This window comes from Ignavibacteriales bacterium, assembly GCA_016709765.1.
In the GTDB taxonomy this organism is placed as follows: domain Bacteria; phylum Bacteroidota; class Ignavibacteria; order Ignavibacteriales; family Ignavibacteriaceae; genus IGN3.
The window spans coordinates 18,231-32,780 of record JADJMD010000004.1; the positions used below are offsets into that span (position 1 = coordinate 18,231).

The following is a 14,550-nucleotide window of genomic DNA, read 5'->3' on the forward strand; positions in this document are numbered from 1 at the left end:
TATCATTTCTAAAGATGACATCTTTCTTAAAGATGTCATCTTTTACAATAAATATTTTATATATTTAACCACTACAAAATTGATAATCAACCAAGAGGTATAAATGAAGTTACTTAAAGTATTTGTTCCGATTATTTTGCTGGCATTTACAGTTTATTATTGTGCTACCGTTCCAATTACAGGCAGATCGCAATTAAACCTTATTTCTGCAAGCGAAATTAACTCAATGAGTTTTGCACAATATAGTGAGTTTCTAAAAACCAACACACTTAGTTCAAACAAAACAGATATTGATATGGTAAAACGTGTCGGGTTAAAAATACAAAAGGCTGTTGAAACTTATTTTGCACAAAAAAATTTATCTAAAGAACTTGAAGGATATCAGTGGGAATTTAATGTGGTTGAAAGCCCTGAAGTAAACGCTTGGTGTATGCCCGGCGGCAAAGTTGTTGTTTACACAGGAATTCTTCCTATAACCAAAGATGAAACAGGATTGGCAGTGGTGATGGGACACGAAATTGCACATGCAATAGCACAGCACGGCGGCGAAAGAATGAGCCAGGGTTTATTACAGCAGCTTGGCGGAGTAGCCCTTTCTGTTGCTTTAAAAAACGAACCTGAAACGACACAAAATATTTTTATGACAGCTTATGGAGTTGGAACTACTGTCGGTGTTATGCTTCCATTCAGTAGAACACACGAAAGTGAAGCTGATCATTTAGGATTAATCTTTATGGCTATGGCAGGATATAATCCAAATGCCGCAGTAGATTTTTGGACAAGAATGGCTGCACAAGGCGGAGGAAAACCACCGGAATGGTTAAGTACTCATCCCTCTGATGAAACAAGAATTGCAGATATTAAAAAACATTTACCAGAAGCATTACAGTATTATCAAAAATAAATGTGTTTTTAGAGATGACATCTTTTTCAAGGTGTCATCTCTAAAATTCTTCTCATTATTTTAGCAAAATCATCTTTCTCGTTTCAACGAAAGAACCTGTCTGCAGCTCATAGAAATAAACTCCTGATGAGAATTGTGAGGCATTAAAATTAACTTCATAACTTCCTGCACTTTTTTCTTCATTAACAAGTGTTGCAATTTCTTTACCTAAAACATCAAAAACCTTAAGCGTTACAAATTGCTTACTGCTTATTGCATACTGAATACTGGTGCTTGGGTTAAATGGATTTGGATAATTCTGTTCTAAAGAGAACGAATTCGGAATATTACTTTCTCTATCGACTGAAGTTGGAGACTGAACATACTTAATTATTACAATATCATATCCGGTAGTAAAATCCAAGCTTTTACCTGTTGAATAGACATTACCATTTAGATCCACTCCAATAGCTACTGGAATATCCAGACTATTGCTTGGTCCGTTATAATTAATAGCCCATTGAAAGCTGCCCTCAGAATTATACTTTATTGTTGTAATGTCTGAACTGCTGTATTTCTGCCCAATAACATAGACATTTGCAAAATTATCAATTGCAATATTGTAACCAGCGTATCCATCGGTATAAGTAGTATCACTGTCAAATTTGTTTACCCAAATTTCATTTCCATCTGGACTGTATTTTATTGTTGTAATTTTATAAGAAAGTGGAAATCCTAAAGTACCTGTTTCACCTGTAACATAAATATTTCCGATATCATCATTTACAACTCCTTTGCAATAATCCCAACCTGCAGGTGAGTTGTAAAGTTTACTCCATTGCACAATGCCTGAGGGGTCTATCTTTACTATTTCATAATCAAGGTTTGATGTTCCTGCTAGAATAATATTATTATTATTATCAATGGTCATATCGATAACGTTTTGGTTCCCAACATTCAATCCCCATCTTGATGCCCACACAAAGTCAAGATTTTGTTCATATTTTAAAGCTATAAAAGAAAGCGAGTCATTATCATTTACATATCCACCAACAATAATTTTACCGGTACCATCTAAAGCAATTTTTCTTCCACCCTCACTACCAGAATTATAAAAGATTTGATTGACTATGTTTCCGTTAAGATCAAACTTTGCAAGAAATATATTATTTAGAAAGTTAACGCCTGTATAGTATTCTCCTGTCACATAAATATTTCCATCAGCATCCGTGACTATATCGTATCCACCACAATATAGACCTTGTATATATTGGAATCTGTAGGACCACAGCTGTGTTCCAACGGAATTGTATTTAATAATAAGTGCCTCATTAGCACCACCGGATACTATTGCATTTTCACCTGTAACATAAACGTTTCCAACATCATCAACATGAATTGCTCTCCCGAATGCGCCATTATTCAATGGTGCATGATAGTTTTGAATCCATTGTTGAACACCATTAGAATTGTATTTAACTGTTACGGCTTCAAGCTGAGATTGGGATGGGCCTTTTTGTGAGCCCGTAACATAAAAGTTTCCTTGCTCATCAACGAACATATCATTTACAGACTCATCAAGAGTGCTGTCAGAGGTAAATCTTTCGACCCACTGTTGTGATACTTGAGCAAAAACCAAACTTGTTAAGAATTGAAAGATGATTACAGCAAAAAACAATATAGACCTTCTCATACACTTCTCCTGGTTAGTAAAAATAGAAATAGGATTTGGGACTACATGCGCAAAAGACTTGAGAATTGGCTCACTTTATTTAAGGTATTTTGTTTTCTACTTTGAAGTAGTACTTAGAATAGCTTTATAGTAAGCTAATTTTGATGGATTGTTTGTTTTTTCGTAAAATTTAACAAGATAATCAAGTACTCTAATAGTGTTAAAATTTTTCTCACCTTTTATTTTTTTTATCTTTTCATATCCATCGACAAGTAATTTTTCTGCTTCGTTGTATTTCTTTTGATAAAACTTTACGATTCCTAACTCTGAATAAGTTGAAATAAGATTAGGATGATCTTGCGAATAATTACTATTATAGATGGTAAGTGATTTTCTTAAATAAATTTCAGCGTCTTCGTATCTAGATTGTTCAATAAGTATTTTGCTGTACCAAAAATCAGCCAAACCTAACCAAACATGGTTTTTGTTCAGCGAGGTTTTAAAATTCTCGAATGCTGAAAGTAAATTTGATTCTGATGCCTTGTAATTTTTCATTGTATACTGAAGTGCCCCAAGGTTTGTGTACGCTAAACCCACAAGCGAGTGTTTTTTGCCTAAAGTCTTAATTTTTAATTCAAGTGATTTTTTAAAGTACTCTTCAGCTTTGATCAAATTATCTTTACTAATGTAAACGTATGCTAAGTTGTTATATAGTGTTGCTATTTCAGGGCGATTTTGACCATAAAGCTCCAAGTATAGCTCAAGTGATCTTCTATAATAATTTTCTGCTTTATCAAGTTTATTTAATGACTCATAAGAGATGCCTAAATTATTAAAAACACTAGCAACATCTCTATCCTTCTCACCAAAATTATTCAAATATATTTTATATGCTTCATTAAGCAGATCTATAGATTCTGGAAATTTATCTTGTTCCTGTTTTAAAGTTGCATAATCATTTAGTACACTTGCAAAAGAACGAGGTGGTGAGTTTTTGTTTTTTCTAAAGAGTGAAATGCTAGTTCTATACAATGAATCCGATAAATTAAAATCGCCATCCCAATCATAAAGCAGAGCAAGCTCATGTAAACTTTCAGCGCTTTGAAAGCTTTCTTTTCTATAAGCGTTATTATTCAGTTCCAAAGATTTTAGCAGATGAGACTTTGCCTCATTATATTCACCCAGACCGACTAAGGTTTTTCCTATCGTTTTTCTAACTGCTGCTTCAATTCCTGGATGACCGACAAAATTATTTCCAACATCGTCGGAAGCCTTTTTTAAAACATCATAAACTTTTACATCCTTACCAATTTCTGTTGGGTCTACTGAAGAGAGCATATCCTGCAAAAACATATTTACAGCTTCAACTTTTTTTGTTTCAGATTTTGCATTATCCCTTTCGTGTGCAGCTATATTTGCCTGCCAGATAATTGCAATAAAACTTGCAATCAAAAAAACAACAAATCCAACCGAAGAAACAAATCCAACTTTATGTCTTTGAATGAACTTTGATAGTCTATATCTGGCAGTATCTTTTTGCGCGATAACTGGTAAGCCCACAAGATGTTTTTTAATATCTTCAGAGAACTGTTCAACCGAAACATATCTTCTTGAAGGATCTTTATGCATTGCTTTAAATACAATGTTATCCAAATCTCCTTTTAACAAATGTGAAAATTTTTCAGGATTATTTTTTTTGTTTTCTGTATTTACTAAATGGATTTGTTTTACACTTTCACTCGGAAGCTGAACTTTTTCTTCAGTAATAATTTTGCTTATAGCCGCGGGAGAATTTGTTGATATTTTATAAGGTTGCTTACCGGTTAAGATTTGGTAAAGCAAAACCCCAAGTGAATAAATATCACTAGCCGTTGTGATTTTTTCTCCCTTAATTTGTTCAGGACTAGCATACTCCGGAGTAAGATGCCAAACTCCAGTCCGAGTTAATGCTTCGTTATTTTCTTCTAACTCATCATCAATAAGTTTTGCAATACCAAAATCCAAGAGTTTTGGAACACCATCTTTAGTAACTAAAATATTTCCAGGTTTAAGATCACGATGAATCACAAGATTCTGATGAGCATATTGAACGGCATTACATACTTCTCGAAATAATTTTAGCTTTTCTTCTATATGATATTTTTTTTGATTGCAACATTCAGTAATGGGAATTCCGTCAACAAACTCCATAACAAGATAGGGAAGACCTTCATTTGTTCTGCCGCCATCTAAAAGTCTTGCAATGTTCTGATGCTGAAGGTTTGCAAGTGTTTGTCTTTCAATCTGGAATCTTTTTAATAGATATTCTGAAGAGATACCGTGTTTTAATATTTTAATAGCAACTTTTTGTTCAAATTCTTGATCATTTCTTTTCCCCGTGTAAACAATTCCCATTCCCCCAACACCTGCTTCGCCATCAATTATATAGCAGCCGATTTGTTTTCCGATATAAGGATCGGAAAAAAATTCATTACTATTTTGTGAAATTGTTATTGGTTTTTCTAAAAAATCAACTGTGTTTTCAAGGGAGTGTAATAATGAATAAACTTCTTTCTTTAATTCTAGATCACCACCACATTTTTCGTCAAGAAATACTTTTCGCAGAGATGAGTTAAGATTTATTGCATCTTCAAAAAGTTGCTTAGCTTTTAAAAACTTATCCTGATCCAAAATAAAAACCTTTGATTGTTAAATGCTGGTAATTTCTCTGTACAACCATGCTTTTGCAAAATTCCAGTCTCGCTTTGCTGTCGCAGGGGATATATGGAGTGCTTCTGCTGTTTCCTCGATTGTTAGGCCAGAAAAATATCTTAACTCAACAAGCTTACTAGAACGTTGATCCTTTAATTCTAATTTTTTTAAAGCTTCATCAAGGGCAAGAATTTGTTCATCGGATTTATCGGAAGTTTCTAGAACATCATCAAGTGAAATATTTGCTTTGCCATCACCACGTTTTGATGATTTTCTTTTTCGAGCATGATCAACAAGAATTTGTCTCATTGATTGTGCGGCTATTCCAAAAAAATGCGCTCTATTCTGCCAGGAAATATTCTGATCTCCAACCAATTTTATGTAAGCCTCATGAACAAGTTCGGTAGTTTGAAGGGTGTGTTTGCGATATTCGTCGTGCAGATACTTGGATGAAATTCTTCTTAATTCGCTGTAAACGTGAGGCAGTAATTCATCAACTGCACCCTTTTTACCTTTGATGCAATCCTGTAGTAATAATGTCACGTTCTGCTGAGTAAGTTCAAGCATGAAATTAGAAGATAGTTATAAGATTAGCGCAATTTGGAGATGAAAATAGCAGAATAATTGAGGCTTGTCAATAGTTATTTAATTAAAATCATTGAACCAAATCGATTATCTTGTCAATCAATAATCAATTTTTCTCCTTAATAATTAAATTTGAATAGTATTTAACCTTATTCTCTTTTTTTAAATCTTTGTACAATTCAACAATTGCCCCTAAAGTTTTCTGGGTAGCTTCTTTTTTATTTCCAAAAATTTCATTCAATCCTTTATAACTTTCGAGTAACTGTTTTTCAGCCTCTTTAAAATTACCTGTGTCCAGCAAGTTTTGTCCGTACTGTGATTGAGTAATTAATGTTAGATTATTCTTCTCTCCAAAAGCTTTTTTACGAATCAAATATGCTTTCTTTGAATAATAAATTCCTTTTTCAAATTTTTTATTAGCCACTAAAGTTTTTCCGTACCAACTATAAGGGCGGCTTAAATTAATGTTGTCCTCAGAATAGTTTTTAAGTCCTACATCAATAGAGGCTTTCATATATTTTTCAGCATTATTATAATCGTCAATATTAAAATATGTGCTGCCAACGTTTGAGTAAGCATTTATTAAATCAGGATGATCTATACCAAGCACAACTATTTTTATTTTCAATGCTTCTTCAAGCAATGGAAGCGCCTGCTTATGTTCTTTCTTAAAGATATATATAAAAGCTAAATTGTTCAGGCTGCTTGATACTCTTATATGAAAATTCCCATAAACTTTTCTAAAGACTCTAAGACTTTCTTTATATAGCGAATCTGCTTTATCCAATTTTTCGAGGTAATTGTATGAGGTTGCAAGATTATTTTTTATTTGGGCAACATCAGGATCATCAGGACCTTTAGCTGATTCAGCAATCTGAAGGGCTTCTTCTGTTATTTTTTCCGCTTTTTCATATTCTCCCTGATCAGTCATTAAAGTGCCATATGTATCTAACACTAACGCTGTTTCAAAAGAAGGCTTAGTTTCGATTGACTTCAAAATCGCGAGAGATTTTTTGTAGTATTCTTCTGCTTTTTCATAATCACCTTCGTAATGATAGATCAATCCAATACTCTTTAAACTCATTGCAGTTTCTTTACTTTGATCACCATATATTTTTTTGTTTAAACCTAAAGCTTTTGTTAATTCAGTTTCTGCTGAATCATATATACCAAGGTTTTGATATGTGTTTCCAAGTATTGTCCTTATCTCAGCTTCAATTTGCGGATGATTTATTAACTCAGATTTTAGCTTGGCGGATGCTTTTTGAATAACATCAATTACTTTTACTTCGCTACCATCTTTTAATGGGTCAGGAGACGAAATCATTTCAAGTAAAAATGATTTTATTCTATTCGATTTATCCGCTTCCAGCTTAGCTATATCTCTTTCAATACCGGCTATATGCCCTTGCCACAACACGCCTGCCAGTCCCAGATTTATTAGTAAAAAATTATTGCAGCAGGTATAACAGCGGTTTTATTTCTTTTAATAAATTTTTTACTTCTATAGATAAGAGAATCACTATGTGCGTTTACAGGTCTATCGTTTAAATACCTTTTAATATCGTCGGCAAAATTATCAACGGAGGAATATCTTCTTTCAGGTTCCTTTCTTATCGCCATTGAAATAATATTGTCTAAGTCTCCAACTAATTTTTTATGAAGTTTATCAATGCTGCCTTCTCTTGTCCTGCAGATGGTTTCAGGATTGATTTCAGAATTGTTTTCTTCGGATTCATTTACAATTGTTTTGAATATTATTTCACTTGGTTTTGTTGGTTCTGATTGCGTAATGATTTTGCTTATATCTGAATGAAATACACTTTTTATTTTGTAAGGACTATGTCCTGTTAATAGCTTATACAAAATTATTCCAAGCGAATATACATCGCTTGATGTAGTTATTGGTTCGCCATTGATTTGTTCGGGACTTGCAAATTCCGGAGTTAAGTTCCATATACCTCTTTGAGTAACAGTCTCAAGTGGGTTATTTTCGGGAGAAAGAATTTTTGCAATTCCAAAATCAAGAAGCTTTGGTTCGCCATCTTGTGTAATCAAAATATTGTTTGGTTTCAAATCTTTATGTATAACAAGATTCTTATGTGCATATTGAACAACTGCTGCAACTTTAAGAAAAAGATTCAACCTGTCTTTTATGCCAAGTTTTTTCGCATCACAATATTCATCTATCGGAATTCCCTCAATGTATTCCATCACTAAAAACTGAATTCCATCATCAGTAATACCGCCATCAAGCAATCGGGAAATATTAGGATGATTAAGATTAGCTAGTGTTTGTCTTTCATTTTGAAATCTCTTAATAACAATGCCACTGGACACACCAGGGTTGATAATCTTAACAGCAGCTTTTTGTTTTACTTCATCATCACGCAAGCCAAGATAAACCAGGCCCATACCACCACGTGCAATTAATTTATCAACCTTATACTTTCCAAATGTTTTGCCTATAAATAGATTTGAATTATCAGTGATAGGTTCGTAAGCAATTATCGAATCTTCAAGAAAGTTTTCAGATTTATCGTGTGCAAATATTAAAGTAAGAATTTCTTTTTGATTTCAGGAGTTTTACAAACCTCATTTAAATAAATCTCTCTATCCTTGCCATCTAACTCAAGAGCCTTAAAAAAGATTGATTTTATATCAGTCCAGATATTCTTATCCATAATGCACTCAGATACTTAAATTGGTTTTTTATGATTAGATATTTTTAGATACAAATAGTTATACTCAAAACAAGATTAGTGATTTTAATTCTTACTGTAAAGCCTTGAGTAAAAATATTTTCTTCAACCACGAGTTAATAAATTTTACAATAAACCAGACTCTAAACTTTTTAATCGATAGATAAAAAGAAATTTAGAGTCTTTATTAAAAGGAAATTAAAATTATTTTAGAAGTACCATCTTTCTTGTTTCAACATAACTTCCAGCATTTATTCGATAAAAATAAATTCCACTTGTTAAGTTGGAACCATTCCATTCGTAATTGTATTTACCGTCATTCAGTTCTTCAGAAATTAAAACATCAACTCGTTCGCCCGTAACACTAAAAATTTCTAATGTTACATAACCTGATTGCGGTAATTCAAATTGAATATTAGTACTCGGATTAAATGGGTTGGGATAATTTTGTTCTAACAAAAAATTACTTGGAGTATCGTTAGAAGTTTGTTGGACTGAAGTTGTACCGGGAACGAAAACCCATGCGGCGCCTTTGTTTGTATTGTCCGCAATTCCTCCAACAATTATCGTATTACCATCGGGTGATATTGCAACAGCGCCGCCCTGGTTTGCAATTCCGACTGCATCCGAACCAAATAGTTTGTTCCCTAACTGAGACCAAACACCACCACTCCGCGTGAAAACCCATGCGGCACCAGCAAACGCATTATCATCTATCCCGCCAACAACTGCTGTATTTCCATCAGCAGAAAGAGAAATAGAAAACCCTTGGCTTGCATTCCCGGTGGCACCAGTGCCAACAAGCTTGTTTCCTTGCTGAGTCCAGGTACTTCCGCTGCGTGTGTAAACCCAAACTGCACCCTGTGCGGCATCGTCTTCATATCCACCAACGATAGCAGTATTTCCATCGGATGAAATTGAAACAGATCGACCGAATCGGGCATTTCCAATAGCACCTGCACCACTGAGTTTCGTTTGAGCTGTCCAAGTGTTACCACTTCGAGTAAATATCCATGTTGCACCGGCATTAGCGTTGTCAGTATGTCCGCCAATAATAGCTGTATTTCCGTCTGATGAAAGGTCGACAGAAATTCCAAACCTCGAGTTTCCTATCGCATTTGTGACGACAAGTTTACTTCCTTGTTGAGACCAAACACCGTTGTTACTTTGAGTAAAGACCCATACAGCACCCGCAAAATTATTGTCACGATTTCCTCCAACTATAGCTGTATTGCCGTCTGCAGAAAGAGATACAGCAACACCTTGTTGTGCATTTCCCACAGCACCTGTTCCTACAAGTTTAAGTCCTTGTTGAGCCCACGAACTACCAGTTCGTTTAAATATCCATACTGCTCCGGCATTTGTATTGTCACCAATTCCACCCACAATCGCAGTATTACCATCGGCGGAAAGAGCAACAGAAAAACCCTGGCTTGCTTTTCCAATGGCGCCAAAGCCAACTAGTTTTGCTTCTACGGTCCATATACCGCCACCACTTCGAGTATAGATCCACGCAGCTCCGGCATTTGCATCGTCCCCAATTCCACCCACAATTGCAGTGTTCCCATCAGATGATAGCGCGACCGAGTATCCGTTGTAAATAGTAGATCCTATACTGTTACCTGGAAAAAGCTTGCTTCCTTGTTGAATCCACTGTGAATAAGCTGTAGATAGAAGAAACATGCTGATTACAATAAGTTGACAAACAAAATTTGAAAAGAGCTTCATAAGTATCTCCTTTAATGATGAGTTTCGTAATTTTTTATCTTCTTTTATATTTAAGACTGTTTACAAACAAGACTCTAAACTTGATAAACAAAATAGAATATAAGTTTAGAGTCTTTGGAACAAAATATGTTTAGTTACTTGAGTAAAATCATTTTTTTTGTCTCAACAAAATTTCCTGCTTGAAGCCTGTAGAAATAAACGCCACTCGTAAGGGTCAAGCCATTCCATTCATAATTATATTTACCTGAATTTAATTCCTGAGACACAAGCACATCAACACGCTCTCCAACAACATTAAAAACTTCAAGTGTTACAAACGCGGCTTGCGGTAAAGCAAATTGGATTGTGGTTGAAGGATTAAACGGATTTGGAAAATTTTGTGATAACTCATAACTCGTAATTGTTCTCACATCTGTATCATTTTCAAGTGAAGATATAATCCCAACACTATCAACATAAATTGTAACATTGTTTGAGTTCTTTTTTATCGTCAGATATAAACCGGATTGAGCATCAAGAGTTACAAAACTATCGGTAATTGCGCTTGTTGTAGTAATCACTACAAAACTGTCTCCCGCCGCAGGTATAAATCCATTTATTAAAGATATTTTTAAAGTACCGTTTAATTTTGCACTGCCTGTTACATTTAATTTATCATAATCAGTTTCAGTTACACCCCCAAGCTGAACATCCAGCACAGCCGTAGTAGAAGGAAGAAAGTTGCCGATATATGAAAGCGTACCAGCAGAATTACCAGGGGCAGTAATTCCGTTGTTAGTAAAATTTGATGGCACTTTAATAATGCCTACGCCTTTAATGATCGCGCCAGGTTCATTTGAAAAGTTGGTATTTGTCATTGTGAACTCTAACTCTCCTGAAGCAGCATCAATAACTCCGCCATTTTGATTGAAGAATTTCCACCATCCATTCATTTGAGTAATATCATTTCCTGCACTTTTGCGGAATATTCCGGTATTTGTAAAAGTACCCCCGCTACCTGTTCCTCCGCTAAAATCGGCATCAGAAGTAATTTCCCACAGTGATTGGTTTTCAACAAAGGAATTTCCTTGTATTCCGAATGCATATGTGCCTGCCTGTTTTACTGTGCCTTGATTTAGCAAGGTTGTTCCAGCTCTTAATCCTGTATAATTGGTTCCCGGTAAAACAAAAAGAGCCCCTTCAGGAATAATTAAAGTTCCACCACCGAGGATAGTTCCATCAATAAATTGGAATCCTGTTCCCTGGAAATTAAATGTTGCTGTTGAGTTTTCTGTTGTAATTGTCGCACTTTCTTGGCTTAATGTCCCAATAGGTGTTCCACTTAAGATGCCGCTAACTAACCAGGTTCCTCCTGTAAAAGTAAGTGTAGCATTTTCAGCTACATTGTAAGTTCCTCCATTAAGGCTTCCACTTCCTGAAAAATTTAATGTACCTGACTGAACATCAATAGTACCTCCCAGATTTTGGAAATCCCACCAGCTATTTATTGAGGTAATATCAACTCCTCCACTTTTACGAAAAATTCCGGTATTTTTAAATGTACCCCCGCTTCCAGTACCACCACTAAAATCTGCATCAGAAGTAATTTCCCAAAGTGATTGGTTCTCAACAATGGAGTTTCCTTGTATCCCGAATGCAAATGTGCCTTCCTGTTTTACAGTTCCTTGGTTTAGCAAAGTTGTGCCAGCTCTAAATCCTGCATAATTGGTTCCCGGTAGCACAAAAAGGGCACCTTCAGGAATAATTAATGTTCCACCCCCTGTGATTGAACCATCAATAAATTGGAATCCGGCACCTTGAAAATTAAATGTTACGTTTGCACTATCTGTACTGATTGATGCACCATCAAGGCTGAAAACTCCGTCAGGTGAACCGGTCAAAGTCTCTAAATATCCATGTGCTACCGGTCAGAGTAAGAATTCCACTTTCTGCTATATTATATGTCCCCCCGTTAAAACTCCCGCCACCGGAATATCCTAATGTACCGGATTGTACTTCAATTGTACCACCCTGATTTTCAAAAATCCACCAAAAGTTAAACGTTGATATACCAGTTCCTCCACTTTTACGCAGAGTTCCGGTATTGATAAATGTTGCGCCACTAAAAGATTCCCCATCAAAGTAACCATCCCCTTGAATATCAAAAAGTCCTTCATTATGCAGGGTTGACATTCCTCTTCCCCCAACACCACCGTTTCCTTGCAAAATAATAGTCCCCCTATTTATCATATAGGTTCCTTCATACAAAGTATGAAAATTGTGCTCAGGGTTATCCGTCATTGTAACTACTGAAGTTTCGGTAAACAAAAGTGTGTTGTTTACATCATTTCCACCGTGAACTCCATTGCCACCTTTAAATACGCCGGCACCCCAGGTTGAATTGCCGGTAACCGTAAGCGATGGATTTCCGCCGCCTTCAAACTCAATAGAACCAGCACCAGAGGTACCCCAATCTAAAGTAAAACCTGCTATTTCAACAGAGCCGGTTATTATAACCTGTTTGCTCACTACTATTGCATAATCACCAGGGCCTGGAACACCTGCCGGCGACCAAGTTCCCACATTTTGCCAATTACCGCCGTTTACAACTGCAGTGTAGGTGGTTTGCGCATTAAGCAATGTTTGAAAAACTAGTACCAAAGTAAATATTGAAAAGAAAAAAATCCTTTTCATAGAACCTCCGTTTTTGTTAAATGATTTTAATTTTTTTTGCTTCTACAAGTACATGCGTATTATTAAAAAAACGGGGTCAATTATTTAGAAAAAAGTGCAGGTGGTTTGGACAAATGATAAAAGTCTTGATTGAAAGAAGAAAATTACTGAAAGGTTATTTTTATGGGATGTTGGGAAAGGATTATGTACTTATTCTTTTCCTAATTCTCTAAAAAGCCAGGCTTTCGCCAGACTCCAGTCTCTTTTAACTGTGGATGCAGAGCAATTCAGGACTTTTGAAGTTTCGTCAACATTCAATCCCCCGAAAAATCTTAATTCAACAACTTTGCTTAAATCTGGATCAAATGCTTCAAGTTTTTTCATTGCATCATCGAGTGCGATTATATCTTCTTCGGATTCAAAAGCAATATCCTCAGCATTTTCCAATGAAAGATGAGTTTTACCTTCCCCTCTTTTCTGTGAATTATGTTTCCTTGCATAGTCAACAAGAATCTGCCTCATCGAATTTGCTGCAATCCCAAAGAAGTGGCCACGATTCTGCCAGTTAATTTCCTGTCCGCCAATAAGTTTAATATAAGCTTCGTGAACAAGTTCAGTGGTTTGTAATGTGTGATTACGATATTCCTCGTGTAAGTATTTAGAGGAGATTTTTTTTAATTCATTATAAACAAGCGGAAGTAATTCATTAATTGCTTCTTTTTTTCCATTGACACAATCTTCCAACAATAAAGTTATGTTCTGCTTATCTGATTCAAACATGTTATTAATATTTAGTTTATGAAAGTGGAATTCACAATTGAAAATAGGGGATTAATGGAGGCTTGTCAATAGTTTATTGTTACAAAATATTTTTACTAATACTACATATAAGACGGTAATAACTTTTCTACTAACATTATTCTTAAACCTCAAATTACCTACCGCAGCAAAATCATTTTCTTTGTTTCTATAAAACTGCCTGCATTAATTGTATAGAAATATACTCCGCTTGATAATCCATTTGCATCAAAATGTAGTTCGTAACTTCCTGCGGGTTTTTCTTCATTAACCAAGGTTGCAACTTCATTTCCAATAACATCGTAAACTTTTAATGAAACAAATTGCCTGTTGCTTATTGCATACTGAATACTCGTACTTGGATTAAACGGATTAGGATAGTTTTGTGCTAACTCAAAACCAGATACAATCTGAATTGAATTGTCATCTTCCACAGAGACTGGACTTCCTGCATTCAACCAAGCTGTATAAATAAGGCAAGTCAATTTATAGGATGCATCTTTAAACAATTTTATTGTGAAACCTTTACTTAGTTCCCATAGTTTTGAATAATAAGCAGTACTATTAGTATTACCTGCGAATGCTTTTGCTAAACTATCGCATCTTAAAACAGAATCTACATAGATATAATTAGCATACAGTATATTAAAAATAAAATCTGATACATTATTTATATAAACTAAACTATCTCCGGAATAAATAATTTGTGTGCTGTAATTTCCAATCATAGTTGATTCATATCTACTATGCACACCAGTTTGTCCAGTTAACTGCCCGTTATAATTTTTTGTGATGTGGAGCGGCATATGCATATCACCAACATAGTGTCCAAGATCAGC

The 14,550-nt window shown here is 35.0% G+C and carries 11 protein-coding genes; 1 reads left to right on the forward strand and 10 read right to left on the reverse strand.

Annotated features, from left to right (window positions below):
• Window positions 1-103 precede the first annotated feature (103 nt).
• Window positions 104-904 (forward strand): M48 family metallopeptidase, encoded by an 801-nt coding sequence (locus tag IPJ23_00555; GenBank protein ID MBK7629234.1) that lies wholly within the window; start codon window positions 104-106, stop codon window positions 902-904.
• Window positions 905-959: 55 nt separating this feature from the next.
• Here the strand turns inward: IPJ23_00555 and IPJ23_00560 are convergent, their stop codons facing one another.
• The 10 genes from IPJ23_00560 to IPJ23_00605 form a co-directional block, all read right to left on the reverse strand.
• Entirely contained in the window at window positions 960-2,576 is a 1,617-nt protein-coding gene (locus IPJ23_00560) for a T9SS type A sorting domain-containing protein (GenBank protein MBK7629235.1), read from the reverse strand.
• Between the two features lie 96 nt (window positions 2,577-2,672).
• Window positions 2,673-5,225 (reverse strand): serine/threonine protein kinase, encoded by a 2,553-nt coding sequence (locus IPJ23_00565; protein ID MBK7629236.1) that lies wholly within the window; start codon window positions 5,223-5,225, stop codon window positions 2,673-2,675.
• A gap of 18 nt (window positions 5,226-5,243) precedes the next feature.
• On the reverse strand, window positions 5,244-5,813 hold the full coding sequence (locus tag IPJ23_00570; GenBank protein ID MBK7629237.1) for a sigma-70 family RNA polymerase sigma factor: 570 nt from the start codon (window positions 5,811-5,813) through the stop codon (window positions 5,244-5,246).
• Between the two features lie 124 nt (window positions 5,814-5,937).
• Window positions 5,938-7,251: a tetratricopeptide repeat protein gene (locus IPJ23_00575; protein ID MBK7629238.1), complete on the reverse strand. Its 1,314-nt coding sequence runs from the start codon at window positions 7,249-7,251 to the stop codon at window positions 5,938-5,940.
• 20 nt (window positions 7,252-7,271) lie between these two features.
• Entirely contained in the window at window positions 7,272-8,246 is a 975-nt protein-coding gene (locus IPJ23_00580; GenBank protein MBK7629239.1) for a serine/threonine protein kinase, read from the reverse strand.
• A 491-nt stretch (window positions 8,247-8,737) separates the two neighbouring features.
• Entirely contained in the window at window positions 8,738-10,261 is a 1,524-nt protein-coding gene (locus IPJ23_00585) for a T9SS type A sorting domain-containing protein (protein MBK7629240.1), read from the reverse strand.
• A 134-nt stretch (window positions 10,262-10,395) separates the two neighbouring features.
• Window positions 10,396-12,141, reverse strand: coding sequence for a T9SS type A sorting domain-containing protein (locus IPJ23_00590; GenBank protein ID MBK7629241.1), 1,746 nt, complete (start codon window positions 12,139-12,141; stop codon window positions 10,396-10,398).
• Complete coding sequence (locus IPJ23_00595; protein MBK7629242.1) at window positions 12,125-12,934, reverse strand: hypothetical protein; 810 nt, start codon at window positions 12,932-12,934, stop codon at window positions 12,125-12,127. The genes IPJ23_00590 and IPJ23_00595 overlap by 17 nt, the downstream gene beginning before the upstream one ends.
• 189 nt (window positions 12,935-13,123) lie before the next feature.
• Window positions 13,124-13,693, reverse strand: a complete 570-nt coding sequence (locus tag IPJ23_00600; protein MBK7629243.1) for a sigma-70 family RNA polymerase sigma factor — start codon at window positions 13,691-13,693, stop codon at window positions 13,124-13,126.
• Window positions 13,694-13,851: 158 nt separating this feature from the next.
• Complete coding sequence (locus tag IPJ23_00605) at window positions 13,852-14,439, reverse strand: T9SS type A sorting domain-containing protein (GenBank protein MBK7629244.1); 588 nt, start codon at window positions 14,437-14,439, stop codon at window positions 13,852-13,854.
• Window positions 14,440-14,550 lie beyond the last annotated feature (111 nt).